This window comes from Nostoc sp. FACHB-110 (genome assembly GCF_014697425.1).
In the GTDB taxonomy this organism is placed as follows: Bacteria; Cyanobacteriota; Cyanobacteriia; order Cyanobacteriales; family Nostocaceae; genus Nostoc_B.
The window spans coordinates 20,154-44,659 of record NZ_JACJRU010000049.1 but is presented as its reverse complement, the minus strand read 5'-3'; the positions used below and the strand labels follow the sequence as shown (position 1 = coordinate 44,659).

General features: G+C 41.1%; 25 protein-coding genes, 1 tRNA gene and 1 pseudogene. 10 read left to right on the top strand and 17 right to left on the bottom strand.

Going from position 1 to position 24,506, the window contains the following annotated elements; all coding sequences use genetic code 11:
• The first annotated feature begins 277 nt into the window (after window positions 1-277).
• A complete protein-coding gene (locus H6G69_RS29125; protein ID WP_190692598.1) occupies window positions 278-1,429 on the top strand; it encodes an alanine--glyoxylate aminotransferase family protein in 1,152 nt (383 codons plus the stop codon).
• A 203-nt stretch (window positions 1,430-1,632) separates the two neighbouring features.
• Here H6G69_RS29125 and H6G69_RS29120 read toward each other — a convergent pair whose 3' ends face one another.
• From H6G69_RS29120 to H6G69_RS29095, 6 genes are all read right to left on the bottom strand, one after another.
• Entirely contained in the window at window positions 1,633-1,860 is a 228-nt protein-coding gene (locus H6G69_RS29120; protein ID WP_190692597.1) for a DUF2949 domain-containing protein, read from the bottom strand.
• A 484-nt stretch (window positions 1,861-2,344) separates the two neighbouring features.
• A complete protein-coding gene (locus H6G69_RS29115) occupies window positions 2,345-2,875 on the bottom strand; it encodes a DUF192 domain-containing protein (RefSeq protein ID WP_190692596.1) in 531 nt (176 codons plus the stop codon).
• Window positions 2,876-3,055: 180 nt separating this feature from the next.
• Window positions 3,056-3,742, bottom strand: a complete 687-nt coding sequence (nblR, locus tag H6G69_RS29110) for a response regulator transcription factor NblR (protein ID WP_190692595.1) — start codon at window positions 3,740-3,742, stop codon at window positions 3,056-3,058.
• A 180-nt stretch (window positions 3,743-3,922) separates the two neighbouring features.
• The gene (locus H6G69_RS29105; protein WP_190692594.1) at window positions 3,923-4,840 is read right to left on the bottom strand and encodes an NAD(+) kinase; all 918 of its coding nucleotides are present in this window, start codon (window positions 4,838-4,840) and stop codon (window positions 3,923-3,925) included.
• Window positions 4,841-4,980: 140 nt separating this feature from the next.
• Complete coding sequence (locus H6G69_RS29100) at window positions 4,981-5,970, bottom strand: SDR family oxidoreductase (protein WP_190692593.1); 990 nt, start codon at window positions 5,968-5,970, stop codon at window positions 4,981-4,983.
• Between the two features lie 163 nt (window positions 5,971-6,133).
• Window positions 6,134-6,238: a PetM family cytochrome b6-f complex subunit 7 gene (locus tag H6G69_RS29095; protein WP_190692592.1), complete on the bottom strand. Its 105-nt coding sequence runs from the start codon at window positions 6,236-6,238 to the stop codon at window positions 6,134-6,136.
• Between the two features lie 394 nt (window positions 6,239-6,632).
• Here H6G69_RS29095 and pdxA point away from each other — a divergent pair, with 394 nt between their 5' ends.
• Together pdxA and H6G69_RS29085 are read left to right on the top strand one after the other, a co-directional pair.
• The gene (gene pdxA / locus H6G69_RS29090; protein WP_190692591.1) at window positions 6,633-7,706 is read left to right on the top strand and encodes a 4-hydroxythreonine-4-phosphate dehydrogenase PdxA; all 1,074 of its coding nucleotides are present in this window, start codon (window positions 6,633-6,635) and stop codon (window positions 7,704-7,706) included.
• Between the two features lie 64 nt (window positions 7,707-7,770).
• Window positions 7,771-7,844: transfer RNA gene (locus H6G69_RS29085), tRNA-Val, on the top strand.
• Window positions 7,845-8,135: 291 nt separating this feature from the next.
• On the opposite strand, the gene H6G69_RS29080 is transcribed toward H6G69_RS29085, so the two are convergent.
• The 5 genes from H6G69_RS29080 to H6G69_RS29060 form a co-directional block, all read right to left on the bottom strand.
• On the bottom strand, window positions 8,136-9,302 hold the full coding sequence (locus tag H6G69_RS29080) for a pyridoxal phosphate-dependent aminotransferase (protein ID WP_190692590.1): 1,167 nt from the start codon (window positions 9,300-9,302) through the stop codon (window positions 8,136-8,138).
• A gap of 91 nt (window positions 9,303-9,393) precedes the next feature.
• A complete protein-coding gene (locus tag H6G69_RS29075; RefSeq protein WP_190692589.1) occupies window positions 9,394-10,056 on the bottom strand; it encodes a CAP domain-containing protein in 663 nt (220 codons plus the stop codon).
• A 91-nt stretch (window positions 10,057-10,147) separates the two neighbouring features.
• Entirely contained in the window at window positions 10,148-11,878 is a 1,731-nt protein-coding gene (locus tag H6G69_RS29070; protein WP_242072225.1) for a hypothetical protein, read from the bottom strand.
• A gap of 259 nt (window positions 11,879-12,137) precedes the next feature.
• Window positions 12,138-12,554, bottom strand: a complete 417-nt coding sequence (locus tag H6G69_RS29065; protein WP_190692588.1) for a hypothetical protein — start codon at window positions 12,552-12,554, stop codon at window positions 12,138-12,140.
• Complete coding sequence (locus H6G69_RS29060; RefSeq protein ID WP_190692587.1) at window positions 12,551-13,393, bottom strand: FAD-binding domain-containing protein; 843 nt, start codon at window positions 13,391-13,393, stop codon at window positions 12,551-12,553. Before H6G69_RS29060 ends, H6G69_RS29065 begins: the two co-directional genes overlap by 4 nt.
• Window positions 13,394-13,515: 122 nt before the next feature.
• On the opposite strand from H6G69_RS29060, the gene H6G69_RS29055 reads away from it, so the two are divergent.
• The 6 genes from H6G69_RS29055 (at window position 13,516) to H6G69_RS29030 (ending at window position 17,421) form a co-directional block, all read left to right on the top strand.
• Window positions 13,516-13,692 carry a hypothetical protein gene (locus tag H6G69_RS29055; protein WP_190692586.1) on the top strand — a complete coding sequence of 59 codons (177 nt, stop codon included), beginning with the start codon at window positions 13,516-13,518 and terminating at the stop codon, window positions 13,690-13,692.
• A 64-nt stretch (window positions 13,693-13,756) separates the two neighbouring features.
• Window positions 13,757-14,236 carry a thioredoxin-dependent thiol peroxidase gene (gene bcp, locus H6G69_RS29050; RefSeq protein ID WP_190692585.1) on the top strand — a complete coding sequence of 160 codons (480 nt, stop codon included), beginning with the start codon at window positions 13,757-13,759 and terminating at the stop codon, window positions 14,234-14,236.
• Window positions 14,237-14,266: 30 nt separating this feature from the next.
• Entirely contained in the window at window positions 14,267-14,698 is a 432-nt protein-coding gene (locus tag H6G69_RS29045) for an NADAR family protein (protein WP_190692584.1), read from the top strand.
• Window positions 14,699-15,013: 315 nt separating this feature from the next.
• The gene (locus tag H6G69_RS29040; protein WP_190692583.1) at window positions 15,014-15,343 is read left to right on the top strand and encodes a hypothetical protein; all 330 of its coding nucleotides are present in this window, start codon (window positions 15,014-15,016) and stop codon (window positions 15,341-15,343) included.
• A gap of 220 nt (window positions 15,344-15,563) precedes the next feature.
• Entirely contained in the window at window positions 15,564-16,646 is a 1,083-nt protein-coding gene (locus H6G69_RS29035; RefSeq protein WP_190692582.1) for a tetratricopeptide repeat protein, read from the top strand.
• 91 nt (window positions 16,647-16,737) lie between these two features.
• The gene (locus H6G69_RS29030; RefSeq protein ID WP_190692581.1) at window positions 16,738-17,421 is read left to right on the top strand and encodes a uracil-DNA glycosylase family protein; all 684 of its coding nucleotides are present in this window, start codon (window positions 16,738-16,740) and stop codon (window positions 17,419-17,421) included.
• Here the strand turns inward: H6G69_RS29030 and H6G69_RS29025 are convergent.
• The 4 genes and pseudogenes from H6G69_RS29025 to tyrS all read right to left on the bottom strand — a co-directional run bounded on the left by H6G69_RS29025 (window position 17,418) and on the right by tyrS (window position 20,837).
• Entirely contained in the window at window positions 17,418-18,068 is a 651-nt protein-coding gene (locus tag H6G69_RS29025; protein WP_242072224.1) for a hypothetical protein, read from the bottom strand. The two genes, H6G69_RS29030 and H6G69_RS29025, sit on opposite strands and share 4 nt — an antisense overlap.
• Window positions 18,069-18,102: 34 nt before the next feature.
• Window positions 18,103-18,774 (bottom strand): annotated as a pseudogene (locus H6G69_RS29020) (GGDEF domain-containing protein); the annotation flags it as partial.
• 104 nt (window positions 18,775-18,878) lie between these two features.
• On the bottom strand, window positions 18,879-19,592 hold the full coding sequence (pyrF, locus tag H6G69_RS29015) for an orotidine-5'-phosphate decarboxylase (protein WP_190692580.1): 714 nt from the start codon (window positions 19,590-19,592) through the stop codon (window positions 18,879-18,881).
• Between the two features lie 48 nt (window positions 19,593-19,640).
• Complete coding sequence (gene tyrS / locus H6G69_RS29010; protein WP_190692609.1) at window positions 19,641-20,837, bottom strand: tyrosine--tRNA ligase; 1,197 nt, start codon at window positions 20,835-20,837, stop codon at window positions 19,641-19,643.
• 174 nt (window positions 20,838-21,011) lie between these two features.
• Between tyrS and H6G69_RS29005 the strand changes: the two genes are divergently transcribed.
• Window positions 21,012-22,934 carry a transglycosylase domain-containing protein gene (locus tag H6G69_RS29005; protein ID WP_190692579.1) on the top strand — a complete coding sequence of 641 codons (1,923 nt, stop codon included), beginning with the start codon at window positions 21,012-21,014 and terminating at the stop codon, window positions 22,932-22,934.
• A 111-nt stretch (window positions 22,935-23,045) separates the two neighbouring features.
• Here the strand turns inward: H6G69_RS29005 and H6G69_RS29000 are convergent, their stop codons facing one another.
• Both H6G69_RS29000 and H6G69_RS28995 read right to left on the bottom strand, forming a co-directional pair.
• On the bottom strand, window positions 23,046-23,369 hold the full coding sequence (locus H6G69_RS29000) for a DUF1825 family protein (protein WP_190692578.1): 324 nt from the start codon (window positions 23,367-23,369) through the stop codon (window positions 23,046-23,048).
• Between the two features lie 137 nt (window positions 23,370-23,506).
• A complete protein-coding gene (locus H6G69_RS28995; RefSeq protein WP_190692577.1) occupies window positions 23,507-24,421 on the bottom strand; it encodes a J domain-containing protein in 915 nt (304 codons plus the stop codon).
• Window positions 24,422-24,506: the final 85 nt, after the last annotated feature.

Genomic DNA, 24,506 nt, shown 5'->3' with positions numbered 1-24,506 from the left:
AACTTAGATGTCTTGTTGTAGTTAGCTAAAGATCAGCTTCTATGAAAAAATCAGATGCAGAGATTGATGCATCTGGGGAATTTCCTGAAAAACATCAGGTGATCTAGAGTTCGCCAATTGTTAAGGTCAGGCTGACCAAAAATTCTATGGATTTGACAAATACAAAAAATAGCGGAGCAAAATTACACTGTATGTGTATATGACTATGTATAGTTTTTGCTCTAAAATTAACCATCCCGCAAAGTTGCAACTTTTATTTGAAGACTAGGACAAACATATGCAAGATAAGCTGATGCTGATGATTCCTGGCCCTACCCCAGTGCCAGAAGCAGCCTTACTCGCTTTAGCCAAACATCCCATTGGCCACCGTACCAGTGAATTTAGTAACCTCCTTGCAGAGGTGTTTGCCAACCTAAAATGGCTGCACCAAACCCAAAGCGATGTACTGATGTTGAATGTTAGCGGTACAGGTGCAGTAGAAGCGGGGATTATTAATTTTCTTTCCCCAGGCGATCGCATTTTAGTTGGTAGTAATGGTAAATTTGGTGAACGCTGGGCAGAAGTCGGCCAAGCCTACGGGTTGAATGTCGAAACCATTACAGCAGAATGGGGTAAACCTTTAGACCCAGCGCAATTTGCTGAAAAATTACAAGCAGACACCGCCAAAGAAATCAAAGCTGTCATTATCACTCACAGTGAGACTTCCACAGGTGTTCTCAATGACTTGGAAACTATTAACCGCCACGTTAAAGAACATGGTCAAGCATTAATTATTGTCGATGCTGTGACTAGTTTAGGCGCATTTAATTTACCTGTGGATGCGTGGGGATTAGATGTAGTCGCCTCTGGTTCTCAAAAAGGCTACATGATTCCGCCTGGTTTGGGTTTTGTTTCTGTGAGTCCCAAAGCTTGGGAAGCTTATAAAACAGCTAAATTGCCGAAATATTATTTAGATTTAGGCAAATACAAGAAATCTGCGGCTAAAGATACCACACCTTTCACACCGCCTGTAAATCTCATTGTGGCACTACACACCACCTTGAAGATGATGAAAGAAGAAGGTTTAGAGTCTATTTTTGGCAGACACGAACGTCAAAAGAATGCGACTCGGGCTGCTATTAAAGGCTTGAATTTGCCATTATTTGCCGCAGATAATTACGCTAGTCCAGCTATTACAGCCGTAGCACCAGTAGGTATTGAAGCGGATAAAATTCGTTCACTGATGAATAAGCGATTTGATATTGCTTTAGCTGGTGGTCAAGACCATCTGAAAAATAAAATTTTCCGTATTGGTCACTTGGGTTTTGTGAGCGATCGCGATATCCTTAGCTGCATAGCATCCTTAGAAGTAGTGTTGTTAGAGCTAGGTTACGAAAACTTCACACCAGGTGCTGGTGTAGCGGCAGCAGCCAGGATTTTGGGTCAATAGTTAATCAGTTTCTTGACGAGATTTCCCCGATATTTTTGACCAGAAATCAAAAGAGCGAGTCAAATCTTTGTTTTTAACTCGCTCTTTTAATTTGGCTGGAAATAAGTGGGATTAAAAATCAGTTTTCTTATCTTATCTATGAACCTAGGCAAAAGACAGAGTGGATGCAGCATACATCAATTCTCCTGTATGAGCTTTTGTACTTATACAGTCTCTAGCCAATCGTAAATTTGCTCTAACTGTTCCATCGTTATTAAACCGTACTGCCAAAGAATCATCGGCAACGGCCCAGGGTCTTGTTCGCTATGCCGTAAAGCTACTGCCAGAGATGCAGATGAAATTGACAAATCTTCCTGTAAAAAATGAATCAGTCTTGAATATGTTGATGGTGACATTTGTAACTCACCTCCTTGTTTAGTATTTGTAGTCATATGTAGATTCACCATTCCTCTGTTGTCCGCAGCTACTATTTCATCTGTGACTGTGCAATTACCGGATGACGATCCCAAAATATTGCTTGATATTCCACAATTAGAACGTTTATTCACGAAAACTGGGAAATTTCAGATGAATCATGATCGGTTTGCTCAGTTTTCTAGTAGCACGTCCTACAAATTAAATTGGTTTCATCCCTAATTTACTTAAGTGCTTTATTCAGTTACACATTGAGTAACAAAGATTCCATAGCCTATGCTCTCCTATGAAAGACTATTTACACTTATGTCAAAAGGAGGATTTTTCGCCAAGAATCTTTGAGATTGTTATTTTACCTCTTAAGTTGCGTTTTTTAGTATTTTTGTCATCATATTAGATGCTTTAGGCACAATTAGCGATTTCATCACTACTTGACATTTTTTTTACCAAAAAATTACTAATTCAGTCTTTTTCTGCCTAACTGCACAAAGTTCTTAAGTTTTATTTCGGTATATTACTAGTATTTAAAAATTTAATTTTTACTTTATCTCCTGGTTGCAACTTTAATTCACTTGCTCGTCCCGATCGCAATTCAATTACAGTATCAATAGGTACATTAGGGCCATAAGTAGGGCAGGGTTCGTTAGCACAGGGAGGTGCAGCTGCTTGAACATACTGCACTACCCCATTTTGCAAAAACACCATATCCAAAGCGACAGGGACATTCTTCATCCAAAACTGTACAGGTTGTGCAGTAGGGAACTTGAATAACATACCGCGATTATTTGGCAAAGCCGGACGATACATCAAGCCTTTTTGTTGTTGTTCTGGGGTAACTGCGACTTCTAAATCAATTGTTGTACCGTTAGGCACAATAGCTTTAGCCGCAATTGGTAGGTTTTGACCAAGGTTTTGCACTGCTTGGACTGGAGTATTTGCAGTATCTACAGTGGGATTAGCAGTTGTTTGCGTAGAACACCCCATCAGCAACAGACTCAGAACCATTGGTAGTAAACTTAGCCAACGTATCATAAAATCTACTATCTTGTTATTTAAATTTCGATTTTACAGAATTTCTCGGAGAAAGCCCACTACCATTAGTGTTTTTTTGCTGACATAAATAGGTAGAGTTACTCAGAAATTCAAAACTCCGCTCTAGCATAATTCTAGAAGTTTTGAGCAAAATTTAGTTATTGACCTTTTGTTGTTGCTTTAAGATTCTCGCAAAACATAGCCGACACCGCGCACTGTTTGAATGAGACGCTTTTGACCTTCGTCTTCAATTTTCAAGCGCAGGTAACGAATGTATACTTCTATGACATTGGACTCACCCATAAAGTCGTAACCCCAGACATTTTCTAATATTTGTTCGCGGGTTAAAACTTCACGGGGATGTTCCATCAAGAATTTCAGTAATTCAAATTCTTTCATTGTTAAATCAATTACCCGCCCGTTGTGGATAGCACGGCGAGTCGATATATCTAACACTAAGTCCCCAAAACGTAATTGCTCTGTGGTATCAATGTCAGGTTTTAAATATATGCGAATTAATTTTAAAAATTCTTCTGGGCGGTAAGGTTTGAGGATGTAGTCATCAGCACCCGCTTCTAAACAGGCTACACGGTCATCAACTGTATCTCTGGCCATTAAAACTAGCACAGGGGAACGCAGACCAGCACTTCTGATATTTTTACACAATGAGAGGCCTGATTCGCCTGCTAGCATTCGGTCTACAACAATTAAAGCAGGCTGAGAATCACGGCAGTGCTGCATACCGCTGGCGGCATCGTGGGCTAAAATTGCGTCATAACCTGCTTCTTGCAAATCAAAAGAGAGTTGATTTGCGAGAGTTTCATCGGTTTCAATCACCAAAACACAGGGACTGTGAGCAACTGTCATAATTTAGGTCAAATGTGATGAGTCAATAGTCAATAGCATCAAATAGGTGATGGTGCTGTTTGAAATATTTCAAATTTTACTGATGGAATTTTCATGGCTGTTTCTCAATTCCATTTTTAAAACATTGATTCGGGAAAAACCACAATCAAAAATTTTGACGATTGAACTATTGACTAAACACTAAGGTAACTCTACTGAGGTCGGTTTGGCTATGTGCGGTAGACCCCATCCCAATTTTTCGCGCAAGATCCGGAAAAATTCTGGTGGTTGTAAACGAATAAATCGCACACTATATTGCGATCGCTCTAAATATACCCGATCTTCAGGAAAGACATAACATCCTCCATTGCCATCTACCACCATCACTAACCGTGGAATATTCACTGGATAAATATTGACGGCTTCTGTGTCGGGAAACACCAAAGCCCTAGAAGCTAAGGAGTGCGGACAAATTGGGACTAATTGTAAAACAGGTACTCCTGGCGTAACCACAGGGCCACCAGCACTCAGCGAATAAGCTGTTGAACCTGTTGGTGTAGAAACAATTATGCCATCAGCCGCAATATCTACTGGTGCATGACGACCGATTGCAATTTCAAAATGGCACATACTGGTTAAAGGTTCCCGATGCAGTACCATTTCGTTTAAACATAAAGCTTCCCACAACACCGAATCTTCACGCAAAACCTTCACCGTCAGCATTGCCCGTTCTTCAATTTCATATTGACCTGACATTGCCTGGTCAATAGCTTGAGGCAATTGATTGAGGTAAGTTTCCGTTAAAAAGCCCATATGTCCAGTATTCACCGTTAACAGTGGAATACCAATGGAAGCAACTTGACGCGAGGCTGCTAAAACAGTGCCATCTCCCCCCAGTACGACTGCAAAGGCCATCTCCGCATCAAAACCAGGGGGTGTTAAACCATCAAGGGGAGTGTGACATACAGGGCTTTCGGGATTAGAGTAGCCCAATATGCCACCGATACTAGTTGTGATACATACATCCCAACCCGCAGCGGTGAGTTGGTCTTTTAATTCGATAGCGACGCGACCCGCTATCGGTTTTAAATCATTGTAGATAATGCCTGCTTTCGGCACATTCAAATATCCAAGTTTTGCAGATGCTTTGTACTATGTAATCCTGACATATTTTGGTCAACCCAGTCATTAACTTAGAGTCAAAAGTCCAAAAAACCAGAGACACTCAGCACTTTTAACTGGGCATTATTGACCGTTGACTATTGACTATTAACATTTTTAAACGGAGACCTTTTATTTTTCTGCTTTTTGGTCTTGGTTTTCTCGTAATTTAGCTCTTTGAGTTTTTTCATAATTCTGCTGAAGTACTCTTGCAAGTAGCTTTCTAGGGTAGTGGTTTCTTTGGCCTCTAAGCCAAAGATTTTGTAGACTTCAGTCATAGAAGCGTTTAAAGGTCTACCACTAGCTAAAACTTCTGTAAAGGCAAGTCTATCTGCCACATTCCATCCCCATTGAAAGAAACGGACAAATCGTCGCACTGTACGCAATAAGTTTAACGGCATCCGTGTGACTTTGGCTTCTTTCCCAGACAAGCGCTCGCACAAGCTAATGATTTCTTCTGCACTCCAAGCACGAGTTCCAACTACTGGAAAGGCTTGCTTTTGCGTTTCTGGCACACTCAAAGCACGCACCGCAAATTTGGCGATGTCTTGGGTATCCATATAAGCAATGGGTGATGACTCACCTGTTACCCAAACTGGTTGTCCTTCTAAAATGGGGATGCCATATTGGCCAATTAAGCCTTGCATAAATCCGGCTAAACGTAGGATGGTGTAATTTAGTCCAGATTCAGCGAGAAAAATTTCTGTACACCGCTTGATTTCCATCAACGGCACATCTGGGTATTTATCGGCATCAATGATGGAAAAGAAGACAAAGCGTTCGACACCAGCAGCTTTGGCAGCTTGAATTAACGCTACTTGACCTTCCCAATCTACTTGTTTAATCGTGAGAGAATCAGTAGCACGAGATGTCGCCGCATCAATAATTGCGGTTACTCCTTCTAATGCCGCTGGCAGGGTTTGGGGATAACATAAATCTCCAACTACAAGTTCTGCACCCCACTCTTTTAAGAAAGCCGCTTTTTTAGTACTCCGGACAAGACAGCGTACTTTATACCCCTCATCGATAGCACGACGAGCCACTTGTCTTCCTAAGGTGCCAGTAGCACCGACGATTAATAATGTCATGAGGGTTGTATTAAATATTAATGTTTTATGAAATGAATCTTAACAGAATTATATCCGTAAACAAAAGTTTACACTTTTTCTCAGAAGTTAATTAATACTGATGGCCTAAATAAACAGCGTTGTCCGTTGTCCGGACACGCTATTTTTTCAGACTCCAGAGAGTTTATTCTTCTGCACCCTGAATTTTTAGTAATAAAGCACCTAAGGCCCAACCTACGAAGATTAAACTAAAAGCCAGAATTGCTGCATTGAAAATTTCGCCGCCCATTGGGATGACTCTCCTTTGTGAATGGTTTGTAATAATTCTCAGAGTAAACCTTGAGAATTTCTGGTTCTCGGTCTGTATGCTGCTACTAGACTTGTTTGCTCAAATCTAATATTTACCAGCCCTGAGACACCAAGGTGAAGTGTTTTAATTACTCCAGATAGACTGAAGTAAAGGCCAGGTCTACTTGCGCTGCTCAACAGTTAATGTTGAATTAGTCCTGTGTAAATAATTCTAAACTAGTTTGATGGTCAATCCCTACAGGACTTACCGATAAAGCTTAGTGATGAAGCTTGGGTATGAGGATATGAGATATAAGCTGGTAAGGGTTTTGCTGATTCATCCCCCATCCCTCTAAACTTTTTATATCCCTAATCTCTCACTGCGATTTTTTTGTATGTCTTTCATAAATGACACGCCCAGAGAACATCTGCCACGTTTAGCCGTGACGTTGGGAGACCCAGCCGGAATTGGCCCAGAAGTAATTTTAAAAGCGTTGGCAGACCCAGAGTTGAGCAAAAATTACGATATTAGCGTGATTGGCAATCGAGATTTGTTGGTGCAGATATATGAGCAGTTAAATTTAGGTGGGAATTTAGCTCCTTTGGCAAATCCAGACATCTTAAATGTGATTGATGTGCCGTTAAAGCAGAATATTACTGATGAGATTGTCATCGGTCAAGGTAATGCCGCTAGCGGAAAAGCGAGTTTTGCGTATATGGAGGATGCGATCGCCGAAACCCTAGCTGGTAAATTTGATGCTATCGTCACCGGGCCTATCGCTAAGTCTGCTTGGAAAGCCGCAGGTTACAACTATCCCGGACAAACGGAACTGCTAGCACAAAAGTCTGGTGTGGAAAGATTTGGGATGTTATTTGTGGCGCGATCGCCTTATACTGGTTGGACACTGCGTACACTACTCGCTACTACCCATATTCCTTTACGCGAAGTTCCCGACGCACTCACACCAGAATTGTTGACCAAGAAACTAGATTTATTAGTAGAGTGTTTACAGCAAGACTTTGGGATTGTTGAAGCCAAAATTGCGATCGCAGGTTTAAATCCCCACAGTGGCGAACAGGGACAGCTAGGAACTGAAGAATTAGATTGGTTAATTCCTTGGTTGCAGCAAGAACAAGAAAAGCGATCGCATTTACAACTAAGTGGGCCGATACCACCAGATACAATGTGGGTTAAACCGGGTCAAGCTTGGTATGGGAACTCTCCTCTACAAAATCCAGCCGATGCTTATCTGGCACTTTATCACGACCAAGGTCTGATTCCTGTGAAATTGATGGCCTTTGACCGAGCCGTTAACACTTCTATTGGTCTACCATTTGTCCGCACTTCACCCGACCACGGTACAGCATTTGATATAGCAGGTAAGGGAATTGCCGACTCTACCAGCATGAAAGCCGCCATTGAATTAGCTGCTGAGTTAGCCAATAGCAGAAGACAAGTTGAATTATAAAAAAATCTCCTAATGCTTGACTGTCTGGATGAATATACGCTAATATTAATGATTGTGTGGTTAAGGACGTATAGCTCAGTTGGTTAGAGCGCTACGTTGACATCGTAGAGGTCACTGGTTCGAATCCAGTTACGTCCATTGCTTTTTAAAGTGACATATTCATGTCGTTACCGACAAATTGTTGTCATCAAACAAATTAAGTGGCCTAAGGTTTAGGCAGGGTGTGGGGTGTAGGGGAAGAAAAGTTAATTAGCGTGAGTAAATTCAATCTCTCATCATCAAAAAGCCATGATTGACCTAATTAGCCTTTAATCACACCACAACAGCGCGTATTTGTCACCTACACCCTAGCCCCTGTCTTCACGAAACAGTTTTCGGTCTACTGACTTTTCCAGATTTACCTGATCTATCCGTAGAACTTACATTGAATTAAATCCTCGATCGCACAAATTTTTCTAACCTATCCAATCCTTTTTCGATTGTGGCTAAATCGGTGGCGTAGGAAAGGCGAATGTTATCATCTGCACCAAAGGCGATTCCGGGAATGACGGCAACTTGATGTTCTTCTATCAAGGCGTTGCAAAAGTCTAAAGATTTGAGTCCGGTTTTGCTGATGTCAGGAAATAGATAAAATGCACCGTCTGGTTTGGGACAATTTAAGCCAGGAATCGCGTTGATTCTCTCTAACATAACTTGTCGCCGTTTGGTAAAAGCAGTCAGCATTTCGGCTACACAGTCTTGAGGACTTTCTAAGGCGGCGATCGCCCCATATTGAGCAAAGGTACATACATTCGATGTACTATGCCCTTGAATGGAGTTGGCGGCTTTAATGGCTTCTACTGGCCCGGCTAAGTAACCTAATCGCCAGCCTGTCATAGAATAAGCTTTGGCAAACCCATTGCTAATAAAAGTCCGGTCAAAAATTTCCTGACCCAAAGAACCGATACTGATATGTTCTGCGCCATCGTAGAGAATTTTTTCGTAAATCTCATCGGAGACGACAAAGATATCTGCATCAACTATTACTTGCGCCAAAGCTTTAATTTCCTCTGGCGTGTAAACCATCCCTGTCGGGTTGGATGGGGAGTTGAGGACAAATAACTTGGTTTTGGGGGTAATGGCTTGGCGCAGTTGTTCTGGTGTAATTTTATAGCCTGTGGAAGCATCAGTATTGACAATTACGGATACACCACCTGCTAAAGTTACCATTTCTGGATAACTCAGCCAATAGGGAGCCGGAATAATTACCTCATCACCTGGGTCGATGAGTGCGACGATCAAGTTGTACAAAGAATGTTTACCGCCATTGGTAACGATGACATTTTCTGCTTTGTAATCTAAACCGTTATCAGTTTTCAGCTTTTGGGCGATCGCTTCCCTTAACTTTGGTTCTCCAGCTGCGGGGCCATATTTGGTTTTGCCTTCTTCCAAAGCTTTTGCGGCTGCGGCTTTAATATGCGCTGGAGTATCAAAATCTGGTTCTCCAGCACTAAAACTACAAACATCTATACCTTCTGCCTTCATGGCCTTAGCTTTAGCTGCGATCGCTAAGGTTAAAGAAGGTTTTACCTGACTTACTCTTGCTGCCAGTTTCATTCTTACTTATTCTTTGGCAAATCTCTCACTTATTTTAGGATATCCCAGAAACTCTACCGAGTTTTGTCTTGTTGGGAATTCCTTTGCTAGTTTATTCAGAAAACATTTGTACTGCATAAATTTGACCGTTTTTTCCTACTGCGAAGCCATAGCCAAATTTAGTGTATTCCGCAGTGAGGATATTTTCGCGGTGGCTATTGCTGTACATCCAACCGCGTTGAAAATCTTCGACTGTGCCATAAGTAAAGCCTAAACCTTGAACGCCATCCTTAATAATGTTTTCACCAACGCCGACACGCTGATTTCCCCCTAAGTCCAAAAAGCGATCGCGGGGAGTTTTACCATCGGGAGAAATATGATTGAAGTATTGTTTCTCCAGCATGTCTTGGGCGTGGAATTGTGCAGCTTGCGAAAGCAATGAGTCTGGTTTTAAAGGCTTTAAGTGATTCAAAGTGCGATCGCGGTTCACCAATTCTAAGGCGAATGTTCCCAGTTCTGGCAAAGTCCGCAACTGTTCAGCATTCCAAAGCGTCACTTTTGGCTGGCCGATTTTCCAATCTGCGCCACCGTTGCCATTATAAAGCCCTTGCTTGAGCAACCCAAAGGGTGATAGTTGTGTCCAAAAGTAATTAATATCTAGTGGATGTCCTCGCAAAGCCTGACGAATAAAGAGAGTGGTTGGCCCTACTGTTAAAAGTAACACTAGTAAAAGAACGTATTGCCACCAAATATTGACTTTGCCTTTTGTATCCATTGTCTTACTTCAAAGTGAAAGATGCACAGAATACTAAAATTACTTCTACATCTGCATAAAGACTGATTACGTAAAAATTTACCACTTGTCTCTATCTATCGGAAGAGGGTGGTTGTGGTTGGGGTGAGGTTAAAATGCAGTCGGCTCTTAAAACAGAAAAGCTTTCTGTTTCTAGAACAGAACAGCGAGATATTAATTTTGCAATTGCCGGAATTTTATCTTGTTGCAAATTACCTACAGCTTCCGCAAACACTGGTTGAAAACTTTTCAGCCAGGTTTTTTTATTTAAATACTCAACTTGAAAAGCTGTGCGTTCTACTAGCCAAAAATCTACGCCATACTTTTGAATTAATTGTTGTGCGGATGTTATGTCAAAACTGTATTGTCCGTGAATTAAATCTATCGTGCGTTGGCGAATTTGCGAGTAATAACCAATATGAAATGGCAGTGCATATTCTCTACCAACTAAAATAGGTCTTTGAGCAAAAGTTGGAATATTATCGGCTTCATCTGCGAGAGTTGCAACTAGACTATCTTTAGGTTGCTGTTGCAGAAATTGATATAAATTTCCCTCTGTTGATACCCTGTAATCTGTAGTTGGGAAGCGTCCTGATAGATTTGGATATAAAAATAGGATAGCAGTAACCAATATTGTCAACGCTAAGGAGCCGAATCTGCGTTTATTTCCCGCAGCCTGCATTTGTCGATCAGCAATAAAAAATCCATCTAATAATACAGTTAAGGTAATGCCGCCTGCGATCGCCATCACAATTCTTAGCGTATGAACTGTATAGCGTGTGGGAAAAAATAACTTTAGGAAAAAGGCATGGGCAGCAAAATATAAAATCAAAGATACTATAACAACTTGTAGCAATAACTTGATGTTACTATTCACAAACCTCACTAAAGGAAAGCGATGAGGATAGCGCAACACAATCGGCAAAAACAATCCCAACCAAATAAAAGGGGGTAGTAAAGGGGGTAAGATCCCGCTATGCTGTCCAATCAACCAAAACTGCCAAAGATTGTGATTAAAAAAAGGATGTCTACCTTCAGGCCAATACTCTGGCATAGTTAAAGCTTGAGTTGCACTGACACTAGGCCCGTATTGCGAAGACATCAAAGCATAAGGCAACAACGCTAAAAATCCTAATCCCACAGTAGTGGCAATTAAAGCATAATTTCTCGGCATCCTGAAAAGTAAAATTCCTAGAGAAATGAATAGTGTTATGGGATAAAAAAATCCTGCCAATACAATTACCAGGCAAATTTTGAGCCGAGATTCGCGCACTAAATAATAAAGAAAAGCCAATAATAAAGGATATAAAAAAGACCTCGGCGTAGCCGAAATTAACTCACTTTTAAACCCAAGACTTTGATTAAGTAGCAAAGTGCTGATAAAAGCTGCCAATGGTACTGAAAATATTGCCATACAAAGGCGAAAACAATAGATAGTCATAATCAAACCTAAAAAAATAGGTAAGATTTTACTCAGTAATAGAGGCTGAATTCCCAAATATGCCAGAATTTTGTAAACACTGGCATAACCTAACGGCGTAATTGATTGGAAATAATCAGCCATTAAATCCTGATTAAATAATTCTGCATCAACAAAACGCTGCATCCAAAATACATATTCTCTAGCATCATCTTGGACAACATACTCACCTCTAAAAGCTTTTTGCAGTCCTAGCCAGCCGTAGAATAAAGCAAATCCTAAACTGAGAATTAAGTAAAATAAAACTGATACCAAATTACGTTGTTTCTGATTAACAGATGTGCTTTTAATTGGAGTAATTAACAATTCCTGCAAGAATAACATTAAATAATCACAATTCCTAATGATTAGTAAATTTTAAATTGTAGTGGACTGACACAGCCAAAATGTTGCATTAGACCTGTCCGGTGCGGGCTTTCCTGTCCACACCACAAGAGTTATATTTATGCACTACTTTAGTCATGTCACGCCAATACCAATTCTTCATGAAGATGCAGAAAATTTTTTGATTACGAACCGCCAAGTACGCCAAGAAAGCGAAGAATCATTATTTAGTGCAAGTTGATAGAGTATGGGTCTAAATTCATTCAAAAACGTACTTTTCCGCTACCTTCCAATAGCGCGAAAAACGCTTCAAATCTATAAAACCCTCATACTCAAAAAATGGTTCTACTTCTAAAACTTCTAACTCTAAATTTTTTTCTATTTCATCGCAAATATCATCAAATCTAGGGCTAGGACTTTCCGCCGTGACTACTAAATTGGCATTATTTTCTTGCGCAAAAGCTAAAATTTCCTGCGACACATTGCCGCGACGAATTTCAACGGGTAACTCTAGCAAGCATTCATAAATAAAAGCGATACGTTTTAGACTTAATTGCCATTCTTCAATCAACGCATCATCCCAAACCCAAATTGCTGGGGCATCAGGGTATTCTTGAAATGCCGGGTTAGATGGACTCAGACAGTCTCCATGTACCCAAATAATTGGTTTACTCATTTTTTGCCTCTCTTACTATGTTGCCAACTTTGACTATTGGGTTTTTTAGTAAATTCCCCTTGAGGAAATAATTTTTGTTCGAGTTCTTCGTAGCTACCTTCAAAATCACAATGTCCATATAAAGGGCATTTCTGACAGTAAATACCTTTGGTGTAGCGTTCTAAATTTTCCCGATTGAAAAAATATGGTTTATGGCTAAAGGTGCTAGCAACCCATTGCCAAGACATATTATTACTTGCCGGATCACCATCTAAAAGATGTTCTAAAAACCACTTAGCACCTGTTTGCCAACGAATGCGCCGCCAATGAACGATGTAAGCTGCTAACCACATCCGGCTATGGTTGTGTAAGTAACCAGTTTCACGTAACTCTTTACTGAAACTATCTATACAAACTCTTCCTGTACTACCTTGTTGAATATCTTGGGCTAGCTCGGCGGCGTAGTCTTGGGGTGAATAACCAGTTTTGTATTCTTCTTGGTCTTGCCAAATACCATCGCCTAGCTTGACATATAATCTTTGCCAATAATCCCGCCAACCTAATTCATTAATCAGTTTGGTGGCATCATCAGGATGTTTGACATTCTCTAGGACGTACTCTTTAATTTCTGCCAGGCTGAAAACTCCGTAGCGGATGTATGGTGAAAGCTTGGTAACTGCCCCTGTTAAAAAGTTACGTGTTTTGCTGTAGGCTGCGGGATCTACTTTTTGTAGTGCTTTTTGGGCGGCTTTGCGTCCCCCTTTAATATCGCTGATATGGTTGTCTCTGGCTGCGGCTTGGGGGAACTGTTCACGCAGATAAGCGATGAATTCTTCACGGTTGGTAAATTTACGTAGCATGAATGGTATTTTTCACAATTGAGTATGTATAAACATCGGGGTAGACAATCAACCTATACGGCACAGTTTGATTTTTTGTCGTCTATATAAATTATTAACGAATATTAAGCTAGGCGCAGATTATGTCTTCTAAGGAGCAACAAGGTCATTATCGTTACAAAATTATTACTGTGTTTCAAAACGAACTCGTAGATATCGAAGATCAAATCAACTCCCGCAATCAATTACGTTTGAATGAGACTGGAGTTGAGTATAAATATTTACTGCCATCGCGGATACCTAACAGTATCAACATTTAGCCGATAAGCGATCGCCAACTCCAGGTAAAATTTTTGAGGCGATCGTAATTTTTTTAGTTCCATCATGAGCAACATCCCCCAAATTGGACAGCCTGCACCAAATTTCTCCACACCTGACCAAAACGCTAATTTAGTTAGCCTGGATAATTTTTCAGGTGAATGGATTGTCCTATATTTTTATCCCAAAGATGACACCCCTGGTTGCACCACAGAAGCCAAAGACTTTACCGAATTACATCCAGAATTTAGCAAATTAGGAGCCAAAATTTTAGGTGTCAGTCCAGACTCAGGTAAATCTCATGGCAAATTTATTGCTAAACATAATTTATCGATTACCCTATTAAGTGACCCAGAACATCAACTAGCCGAAAGCTATGGTGCTTGGCAATTAAAAAAGTTTATGGGTAAAGAATATATGGGAATTGTCAGGTCAACTTTTTTGATTTCACCTGATAGAACCATTACCTATGCTTGGCCAAATGTCAAAGCCAAAGCTCATGCCCAAGCTGTGTTAACAAAGTTGCAAGAATTGGTTAACCATTAAGATAATGCCCAAAATCAAGCGGGATTCCTTATGACTATTTATTTCTACAGTACTCGTGAACAATATGGCTGTTTTTCCAACTTTTCCGCCCACGGCTTTGTTTTAGATGAGTTGTATTGGTATACTAGCGAACATTATTTTCAAGCGCAAAAGTTTGTCGGTACAATTCATTTAGAGCAAATTCGGCTGGCAAAAACACCTAAAGAAGCAGCCAAGATGGGGCGCGAACGAAATCGTCCTTTGCGCCCAGACTGGGAGCAAGTTAAAGATCATGTGATGAAGCAAGCTGTGTTACGCAAATTTGCCACTCATCCAGATATTAGAGAAATTTTGCTGTCTACAGGTGATGAAGAACTTGTCGAAAATTCACCTATTGATTACTACTGGGGGTGTGGAGCCGATGGTAGCGGGAAAAATATGTTGGGAGTAATATTAATGGAAGTGCGAGAAATGCTGCGCTGAAGCTAATAAAAGCAAAGTTAAGAATTTTCTGCACAAGATTTTTTGAGGCTTAACTATCTTTAATCAAGACATTAATTAGATAAACATCTAAATTATGTCGATAAATTAATACTTTAAAATAGATATAGCAGTCTGGATAGAATTTACCAACAAGTTGACTTCTAAGTATCTACTTCCTACTTATTGATGCTCAATTTCTGTGAGTAGTTAAAAAATCCCATAATATGGCTAATATATGCTTGCTTCGACATGGAAAAATTATATTTTTTGTAGATTTGAGTTGAGAATAGAAATCCCTCACAGGAGGAAAAAACTATGTCTTTACCAACCAATGTCAAGAAATATTGCAAATGGTTCTGGGATGAAACCCTAGGCGGTGAGTTTGATGCTTGGGGTACTAGTACCTATTTTCTCGAGATTGGTCAAGATTTATATGCTGTTAGACAAATAGAAGTCTACGAAAACGGTAATGTGCTGTTTTATGATGGTAGTCACTTTCTTGATGATTACGGAATGTTATGTGATAAACCACTAGACGAAAGAGATATTCAAGAATTTGGCATCACTAAAGCAGAATTTGAACAAGTGTGGAATACACAAACACCAATGAATAGATCCACGGTTGATATTACAGTCAAGTCCTAAAGAATCTACAGTAGCCATATATTTGCTGTATATATTGAGTTGAGAATAGCGCTCGCTGAATGCAAAATGTTTCATTCATCAAATTAAAGTGATGATGAGCGATGAAAGATAGGCTTTAATTTTGGGAAAACTTGATTTACAGCAGTTGCACAAGAACATAGACGCTAGAGCTTTGCAAGTTGCTTTCTGCTACACTAGCCAACTTAATAGGAATTGGTCGATGTCAGACGCTGAACTGAAAAATAACATCAACAATACCTCTCCCACGCCAGTGCCTGCTATTAAGATCAAACCCATCAAGCGCAACACCATCACTCATGAATTTGGCCAACATGGGCCAGAAGATATGGCGTTGGCGCAAGAAAACGATTCTCAGCTATTAGAAGCAGCACAGTTAATGCGACAAGGCGTGCAACAGCAGCAGGCTGGAGAATTAATGGCGGCGTTGAAGTCGTTGCAAAAATCTCTGGAGTTATTTCAGGCGGTAGGAGAAATCCAGCAGCAAGAACAGGCTTTATCTTTATTATCGGTAGTAACTTACGCCTCTGGAGATTATAAGCGAACTATTGTTTATGCCCAGCAGTGTTTAGCCTTAAAAAAAGATCAGCCCAATTTAACAGTGCAGATGCAAGCTCTATCTCACTTAGGCAATGCTTACAGACACCTGAGTGAGCATAATAAAGCTATTAAATATTTAGAAGAATGCTTAAAAATAACTCAAAAATTGCAAGACAAGCGCAGTCAAGTCGCCGCTTTAAATAACTTAGGATTAGTTTATAAAGCATCAGGAAATTTTATTAAAGCAATTGAGTACCAAGAGCAAAGCTTAAAAATTGTCCAAGAATTGCAAGATAATTGGGGTATAGAACAGGTACTAAAGAATTTAGGCAACGCTTGGTATGCTTTAGATAATTATCCCCAAGCGATCGCCTATTATGAACAGTGTGTCAAAATTGCCCGCCTACTCAACAATCCCCGCAGCGCCATTCAAGTACTCAAAAATTTAGGTAATGCTTGCTATGCTACGAGTGATTACGGCAAAGCAATTGCTTATTATGAAGAACGTTTGCAATTAGCCAGAGAATTAAAAGATAAGCGTAGCGAAGAACAATCTTTAGGCAGTTTAGGGGTGGCTTGTGAAGCCCTAGGAGACTACAACAAAGCAATTAACTATTATGAGCAAAGACTACTGCTAGCCAGAAGCATTAATGACCGCCGCATTGAAGAACAAGCGCTCGCTAGCTTAAAAGTCGCTTGCTACGCCTTGGGTGATTATGCTAAGGCTATGCAATATGAGCAGTAATTCACTGCTACAATGGAACTCGTGCTAATTTCAGTATTCAGCAACAAACTGAAATTAAATCTCAGGTGCTGACCCCAACAAGCGTATTTTCATGAGCAGCGACATTCAACTCAGCCTCTTTAATGAGTCAAGCTCAAACCCAACAGAGCTAATTCCTACAGATGCCAAAATTCCCATACCTGCGGGAACATATAACCAGATGAGCGAATTAGCCCAGCACTGCAACCAGTGTCAACGTTGCGAATTAGGAAAAACTCGCACTCATGCAGTAGTGGGAAGAGGAAATCTCAACGCGCAAATCATGATTGTGGGTGAAGCACCAGGTCAACATGAAGATGAAACAGGCTTACCATTTGTGGGTAGATCCGGGCAATTACTAGACAAAATCTTAGAATCTGTCAACCTCACAACTGAAGAAGATGTCTACATAGCCAACATCAATAAATGTAGACCACCGAATAATCGTGTTCCCACACCTAGCGAAATGGCAGCTTGCTTGCCTTATTTACTGGAGCAAATTCGCCTAGTTGACCCCAAAATTATTTTATTAACAGGCGCAACTGCACTCAAAGGTTTAACTGGTGAAAAGCAGGGAATTACAAAAATTCGTGGACAATGGCTAGAGTGGCAAGGACGCTTGTGTATGCCAATTTTCCACCCTTCATACTTATTGCGTAACCCCTCAAAGGAAAAAGGCAGCCCTAAATGGTTGATGTGGCAAGATATTCAAGCTGTGCGGTCTAAATACGATGAAATTCGCCAACAATCAGCTTAAATCTTTTTTCGGATACGCACACTCCCAGCTTGACAATCTCTTAACCAAGCTTTAATTCCTTGAGCCACCGTACTATTACTACTATCCCGTGGCGGTGTGGGTAGTTGTTGTTTTGGGTAGCCATCAGTTTGGGTAAACATTAAGACTAAACGCCAACCAAGTTGTTGAGTTTTTGTTAAAAATGCCCAATGAAATTCTTCTAATTCAATTGCTTTTCCATCTGCATACTGCCGAGCTAAAGTAGTAAAAAAAACTTGTTCAACTGCATCTGTACTTTTTGGTTCAGCCAAATTACCGCTAAAAGAATTTAATGGTAGAGGTTGAAATTCAGGTCTGCCAGCCAATACCATATAGCTATAAACATCACTACTTCTACGCAGACGACGACCACGTTGACTAGCACGATTAACATAGCTAGGTAAATCTGCTAACATTTGAGTAGTTAATGTTGCTAAATTTTTGTCGCTACAAACAAAAGTTTCACTTCTATTTGTGGCTGGAGAGGTCTTCAAAGTTTGAGAAAATGCGGAATTATCAGCATTGTTGGTCAATAGTATCCCAAAAGCCGCAACCAGGACAACACTAACGTGAACGGAGGAAGAAACAGAATTAACTTGGTTAATGTTGGCAGTAATTTTTCCGTTCATCCTTGACCAAAGTTGGTGCTTATTCGTGTTGTGATTAGCTAAATTTGGTTTCAATATCTTCACAGCCTATGTGTACAACACAGTTTCTTCCTTGTGCTTTTGCTTGGTAAAGCGCTTGGTCAGCAGCAGCAACTAATATAGTACTCGATGAGCGCTCATGGGGAATAATGGTTGCCAAGCCAAGACTGAGTGTGATGTGTTCGCTGACTTGAGAATGGGGATGACGGAGTTGTAAAGCATTGATATTAGTTTGAATTTCTGTTGCAACTGCGATCGCTGCTGTCATATCAGTATTTGGTAAAATTACGGCAAACTCTTCTCCACCATAGCGAGCTACCAAACCATGAGGATGTTTGAGGGCCTGTTGAATCGCTTGTGCAACTTGTCTGAGGGTATCATCGCCGGCTAAATGTCCGTGTGTATCGTTGTAAAGCTTAAAGTAATCAACATCACACAAAATCAAAGATAAGCAGCCTGCTTCTCGTGCCAACTTTTGCCATTCTCTGTTGAGTGTGTCATCAAAGCAACGCCGATTTGCTACTTGTGTTAAGCCATCAAAAGAAGCCAGGCGTTGTAATTCCTGGTTGGCTTGTTGTAATTGATGGTGAACTACCTACACTGACCTGACGGTATTGCCTTGTTGGTAGTAAGCTGCACGCGTCGATTTAAAGCAAGTATCCATGACGTGCAGTCCTAAAATAGACATTGCAACAATTTGTTAAACCCAAAGGACTGGTTCAATTTTGCTGAAAAACTGGGTTTTGGAGGCATACACCCCTACACCCAGTTTCTACAGATATAGCGTCTAGTTCAAGTTGTAATTAACTCATCACCAATTTTTTTCCAGGCTAACTCAGGATCAGAGGCAGCAGTGATGGGACGACCAATTACTAAATAGTTTGCACCAGCTTGCAGGGCTTGGGAAGGTGTGAGCGATCGCTGTTGATCTCCTTTTTCTGCCCAAGTTGGACGCACCCCTGGACAAACGAATAAAAATTCATCGCCGCAGGTTTGGCGCAATTGTGCCACTTCTTGGGGTGAACACACCGCCCCATCTAACCCTGACGCTTGCGCCATTAATGCCATTTCTAGGGCAAATTCTGGCAACTCTAGGGGAATTTTTAAATCAAACGCCAATTGTCGCGCCGAAATACTCGTCAGCAGCGTAATCGCAATTAATTTTGGCGGTTGCATACCTGCTTGGTCTGCACCTGTGTGGGCCGCTTCTGTGGCGGCTTTGAGGGCATCTTTGCCTGCTGTGGCATGAATTGTCAATAAATCTACCCCATAACGCGCCGCACTGCGACAAGCCCCAGCCACAGTATTAGGGATATCGTGAAATTTTAAATCTAGAAAGATGCGCTTTTGCCGAGACTTTAAAATTTCTAAAATGCTCGGCCCAGTGCTGGTAAACAACTCTAACCCAACCTTCCAGAAACTCACAGATTCTAGCTTGTCAATTAAAGCGATCGCACCCTCCAAATCCGGCACATCCAAAGCTACGATGATTTTGTCATTTGTCATTTGTCAATGGTCAAAAAAATAAAATTTCCGACTTCATACTTCACACTTTCAAGGTACTAAGCGCACAAACTTATTCTTGCCCACTTGCAGCACTCGTCCGTGTAATTCACTAGGTTCGGCAAAAGTAGTATCAACATCAGTAATTTGCTCGCCATCTAAACGCACACCACGTTCTTGAATTTTCCGCCGTCCTTCGCCTGTACTTTTACACAAGCCACTAGCATTGAGTATAAAAGCTAACTTTGCTGGAAATTGAGGCACACCAGCCAAAGAAAATTCAGGAACAGCACCTGCTTTACCACCGCTTTTTGCTGCTTCTTTGGCTTCATTTGCCGCTTGTTCGCCGTGGTATTGTTTAACTACTTCCCAAGCTAACAGCATTTGGCGATCACGGGGATTTTCTGGCAATTGATCTAAAGGTAAATCTGTCAGTAGTTCAAAATACTGTTTCAGCAAATTATCAGGAACCCCTTGTAACTTCTGATATTTTTGTCCTGGGTGTTCCGACAAACCAACATAATTGCCCAGAGACTTCGACATTTTTTGTACGCCATCAGTACCAATTAAAATTGGTAACAGTAGTCCAAATTGTGGCTTTTGTTCAAAATGACGTTGTAAATCCCGTCCCACAGCAATATTAAACTTCTGGTCAGTTCCACCTAATTCTACATCTGCCTCAACAGCCACAGAATCATAGCCCTGCATTAAAGGATAAAGGAACTCATGCAAGAAAATCGGATTCTCTTTTTTGTAACGTTCAGCAAATCCCTCCTTGGCCAACATTTGACCCACAGTCATAGTCGAGAGTAACTCCAAAATTTTTCCTAAATTCAGTTGGGAAAGCCATTCGGAGTTATAGCGCACCTCTAAGCGTCCGGGTGTGTCAAAATCCAAAATAGGACGCACTTGGTCTAAGTAAGTCTGGGCATTTTGCGCCACATCAGCTGCTGTTAGCTGACGACGCACCTCAGATTTACCTGTTGGATCGCCTATACGAGCAGTAAAATCACCAATGATGAGGACTGCCGTATGACCAGCATCTTGAAACGCTCGCAGTTTTCTTACTGGTATGCTATGACCAAAGTGAATATCAGCACCTGTAGGGTCAATTCCCAATTTCACCCTCAGAGGTTTGTTACTATTTGCTAGACGTTGTTCTAAACTTTCAATTTCGCTATTAATATCAGTCGGTTGGGGAAATACTTCCACTACCCCACGATGCAGCCAAGAAAAATCTTGCGCCATAATAGGAGATTCGCTATTAACTACACTTTTTATTTGAGAAGTTAGGTTGGTTATATTCACTGGCAATTTGTCCGTTGTTTCATCTGCCAAAATAATATAATTGCAAAAAATTAACCACCATGCTGCATTTCGATGAATTACAGTTAAATTTACAAGTGAGGAAGTGATATCACCGTGTCGTCTAGGACTCTTGAAAATAAGCAGCCACAACGTCGGCCTTCACAAGGTTTTGAGTTTTTGAAAGGCGTAGGTCAGATAACTGGCGGTACTTTGTTATCTATCACCATGCTGACAAGCTCTATTGTAGCTGGAGGGCTGGTTGGTTTAGCGATTAGTTTCCGTAATTTGCCTGATGTTAGACAATTACGTAACTTTTTGCCTTCAGAAACAACTTATATTTATGACATTAAAGGAAAACTGTTAGCCAGCGTCCACGGGGAAGCTAACCGGGAAGTCGTACCGCTAGATAGAATTTCGCCCAATTTAAAACGGGCGGTACTAGCTAGTGAAGACAGCCATTTTTATTATCATCACGGTATTAATCCTACAGGTATTGGTCGGGCGATCGTTGTCAATGCAGTAGCTGGTGGCGTGAAAGAAGGTGGCTCTACCATCACCATGCAGTTGGTCAAAAATTTGTTTTTGTCCCAAAAACGAGCCGTTACCCGGAAATTAGCTGAAGCTGTATTGGCAATTCGCCTAGAGCAAATTCTCCCCAAAGACCAAATCTTAGAAATGTACCTCAATCAAGTGTATTGGGGTCACAATAATTACGGTGTACAAACAGCAGCCCGCACTTACTTTGATAAGTCAGCCGAAAATTTAACTATTGCCGAATCTGCTATGATGGCAGGCTTAATTCAAGCGCCAGAGCAATTCAGCCCATTTGCTAGTATGAAACTGGCAAAACAGAAACAAAAAGAAGTGCTAGGGCGGATGCTGGAATTGAAGTGGATTACCCAGCAAGAATATGATGATGCCCTCAAGCAAGAAATCAAACTAGGCAGAATTCGCTCTTTTCAAGGTAGTGCTTTACCTTATGTGAGTAATACCGTGGCGCAGGAATTGGCGAAAAAGTTTGGGCGTGATGCCTTACTCAAAGGTGGGATGCGCGTACAAACAACTGTTGATGCCAAATTCCAAATTATGGCGGAAGACACTGTGAAAAAGTGGCACAAATCCCTCAGTGGGCAAGGATTATCAAAAAATCAAATTGCGTTGGTAGCGATTGATCCGCGTACCCATTTTGTGAAGGCACTAGTAGGTGGTGTAGATCCCAAGGCCAGTGAATTTAACCGTGCTACTCAAGCTTTACGCCAACCAGGATCTTCGTTTAAGCCCTTTGTTTATTATACTGCCTTTGCTACTGGTAAGTATGGGCCAGATACAACCGTGATTGATGCGCCAGTGAGCTATCGAGATGGCGACGGTTGGTACTTTCCGAGAAACTATGATGGTAGTTTCGGGGGCGCGATGACAATTCGTAAAGCTTTATCCGTATCTCGTAACATCCCTGTAATCAAGCTGGGTAAGTCTGTAGGGATGTCTAAGGTCATAGAAACCTGCCGGACTTTAGGCATTATGAGTCCGATGGAACCTGTGACTTCGCTACCTTTGGGTGCGATTGGTGTCACACCATTGGAAATGGCGAGCGCCTATGCAACTTTTGCTAATTACGGTTGGCAGTCACCGCCAACTATTATTGCTCGGATAACTGATAGTAGTGGCAATGTTTTGCTAGACAATACACCAAAACCCCAGCTAGTTCTTGATCCTTGGGCATCAGCAGCAATTATTGATACAATGACATCAGTAATTACTGAAGGAACTGGTAAAAATGCTGCTATAGGTCGTCCTGCCGCTGGCAAGACAGGTACAACTTCCTCAGAAAAGGATATTTGGTTTGTCGGTACAGTACCTCAACTAACGACAGCTGTCTGGGTAGGTAGAGATGACAACAGACAGTTAGCTAGTGGTGCTACTGGTGGTGTAATGGTAGCTCCCATCTGGAAAGATTTCATGACTCAGGCACTTAAAGGTGTTCCTGTGGAAAAATTTCAGCCACCGTCACAGTTTCCTCGCCCTAAGTCAAATTAATTTGAGATTTTGCGAAAAGTTGCGTGCGGGGGTTTCCCCCGCACGCAACTTTTCCAGACGGATTTTAGGTTATAACCAATCCCAAATCCACAATTTAAAATCTAAAATTTTCTAGGGTTGTTTTTCCAGTTCGGCTTTCATCCTTTCTAGGGTGAAGTGCATTTGATCAAACATCTGTTGTGGCGTGACACCAAATTGCCCTAACTGGGTTTTTAGCTGTTCTACTGTCATCTGAGCCATAAAATCTTCCGATAGCTCGAAGCGTTTCATAAAGATGCGATAACGCTCCATCATGGCTTCCATTTGATCAATAAACAGTTTTTTGCCTTCACGGTCAAATTTGCCATAGTTATTACCAAGCTTGATTAGTGCTTGATAATTTTCAAATAGCTGTTTTGCTTCTTGCTGAACTATCTCAGAGTCAAAGAATCCCATGTTGCTTCCACTTCACTGAGTGATGTCACTCAGTCGCTTAGAGTGATGCCTATATGTTTATTCTAGTCTAGGGGATTCATCTAAAAAACTATCTTCGGTTAAAGTACGGTTTTTCACCGAAATTCCAACACTTGACTTTAGTGGCTTTCTGTTTTGGGAACAAACCTGCTTAACAAAGCCGCAATACCCACAGCTTTGGCCATTGACTGGGGATTAATGTTTTCTTTCATGTCAATTTTTAATTGCTCTGCATATTTGAGGGCTAGGCGATTTGTAGGGTTAAGTTTTAATGCTTGTCGAGTATAAACCTTAGCCATACCTAAAAGATTTTGGTGGAAATGTACTAATCCGAGTAAGGCGTAAAAATCGCTGTTATTTGGCTCTAATTTGATAGCATCTCGCAGTTCGCTAACAGCCAGTGACCATTTACTTTGTTTACTATATTGAATGGCTCGTTGGTAGTGGCGTTGAGCATAGTTGACGGGAACTGGTTGGGTGTTTTCTGATGTCTGTGGTGTTGGTTGAGGTTGAACTGGGGAACTTACGGGAGGGGCGGCTTGAGGAATTGATGGTTGGGATTGCTGCAAGCTAAAGTAAGCTAAGTTTAGCTGGTTTAACTGTTGAGTTATTTGGTAGGTTTGTTGTAGCGAGGTATATTGAATGGCTGCATAGTCAGCGATCGCTTGTTCATAGATACTCTCGGCTGATTGTGCAGAGGCTTGAATCAGTTTTTCTAATGCTGAATTTTTTGCCAAATCAGCTTTTGGCTGCCAACTTTTAGCTTCTAAGCGCAGCATGGCTATGGTTTCCGCACATTTTTGGGTTTGCTTAATTTGTGCGTAAGCAGGATTAATTAAGCGAGTAAATATATTTGTGGCTAATTTTTGTTCTGCTTCACCACTTTGAGCATAGCGATCGGGATGCAGTTGTTTGGCTAAGGCACGATAACATTTATTAATCTGACGCTCATCGGCAGTCACAGGGATTCCTAATACGGCGAAAGGGTCAGATAGTAGTTTTAGCCATGCTGATGGGAGTGTGTTCTGTGACATCGTAATCAGCTTTGCAGATGAAAACTTTAAGATAGCATCAGAATATATTTAGATGTTGGTTTTTCGCCAGAATTATATAATGCTG

Bases quoted from the DNA above. Each gene is read 5' to 3' on its own strand.
- pyrF (WP_190692580.1), bottom strand. From the start codon at position 19,592: ATGACAAATGACAAAATCATCGTAGCTTTGGATGTGCCGGATTTGGAG.
- H6G69_RS29115 (WP_190692596.1), bottom strand. From the start codon at position 2,875: ATGATACGTTGGCTAAGTTTACTACCAATGGTTCTGAGTCTGTTGCTG.
- H6G69_RS29040 (WP_190692583.1), top strand. From the start codon at position 15,014: ATGTCTTTACCAACCAATGTCAAGAAATATTGCAAATGGTTCTGGGAT.
- H6G69_RS29120 (WP_190692597.1), bottom strand. From the start codon at position 1,860: ATGACTACAAATACTAAACAAGGAGGTGAGTTACAAATGTCACCATCA.
- H6G69_RS29025 (WP_242072224.1), bottom strand. From the start codon at position 18,068: ATGAACGGAAAAATTACTGCCAACATTAACCAAGTTAATTCTGTTTCT.
- H6G69_RS29070 (WP_242072225.1), bottom strand. From the start codon at position 11,878: ATGTTATTCTTGCAGGAATTGTTAATTACTCCAATTAAAAGCACATCT.
- bcp (WP_190692585.1), top strand. From the start codon at position 13,757: ATGAGCAACATCCCCCAAATTGGACAGCCTGCACCAAATTTCTCCACA.
- H6G69_RS29100 (WP_190692593.1), bottom strand. From the start codon at position 5,970: ATGACATTATTAATCGTCGGTGCTACTGGCACCTTAGGAAGACAAGTG.
- nblR (WP_190692595.1), bottom strand. From the start codon at position 3,742: ATGACAGTTGCTCACAGTCCCTGTGTTTTGGTGATTGAAACCGATGAA.
- H6G69_RS29045 (WP_190692584.1), top strand. From the start codon at position 14,267: ATGACTATTTATTTCTACAGTACTCGTGAACAATATGGCTGTTTTTCC.
- H6G69_RS29065 (WP_190692588.1), bottom strand. From the start codon at position 12,554: ATGAGTAAACCAATTATTTGGGTACATGGAGACTGTCTGAGTCCATCT.
- pdxA (WP_190692591.1), top strand. From the start codon at position 6,633: ATGTCTTTCATAAATGACACGCCCAGAGAACATCTGCCACGTTTAGCC.
- H6G69_RS29060 (WP_190692587.1), bottom strand. From the start codon at position 13,393: ATGCTACGTAAATTTACCAACCGTGAAGAATTCATCGCTTATCTGCGT.
- H6G69_RS29095 (WP_190692592.1), bottom strand. From the start codon at position 6,238: ATGGGCGGCGAAATTTTCAATGCAGCAATTCTGGCTTTTAGTTTAATC.
- tyrS (WP_190692609.1), bottom strand. From the start codon at position 20,837: ATGGCGCAAGATTTTTCTTGGCTGCATCGTGGGGTAGTGGAAGTATTT.
- H6G69_RS29125 (WP_190692598.1), top strand. From the start codon at position 278: ATGCAAGATAAGCTGATGCTGATGATTCCTGGCCCTACCCCAGTGCCA.
- H6G69_RS29000 (WP_190692578.1), bottom strand. From the start codon at position 23,369: ATGGGATTCTTTGACTCTGAGATAGTTCAGCAAGAAGCAAAACAGCTA.
- H6G69_RS29080 (WP_190692590.1), bottom strand. From the start codon at position 9,302: ATGAAACTGGCAGCAAGAGTAAGTCAGGTAAAACCTTCTTTAACCTTA.
- H6G69_RS29075 (WP_190692589.1), bottom strand. From the start codon at position 10,056: ATGGATACAAAAGGCAAAGTCAATATTTGGTGGCAATACGTTCTTTTA.
- H6G69_RS28995 (WP_190692577.1), bottom strand. From the start codon at position 24,421: ATGTCACAGAACACACTCCCATCAGCATGGCTAAAACTACTATCTGAC.
- H6G69_RS29035 (WP_190692582.1), top strand. From the start codon at position 15,564: ATGTCAGACGCTGAACTGAAAAATAACATCAACAATACCTCTCCCACG.
- H6G69_RS29055 (WP_190692586.1), top strand. From the start codon at position 13,516: ATGTCTTCTAAGGAGCAACAAGGTCATTATCGTTACAAAATTATTACT.
- H6G69_RS29030 (WP_190692581.1), top strand. From the start codon at position 16,738: ATGAGCAGCGACATTCAACTCAGCCTCTTTAATGAGTCAAGCTCAAAC.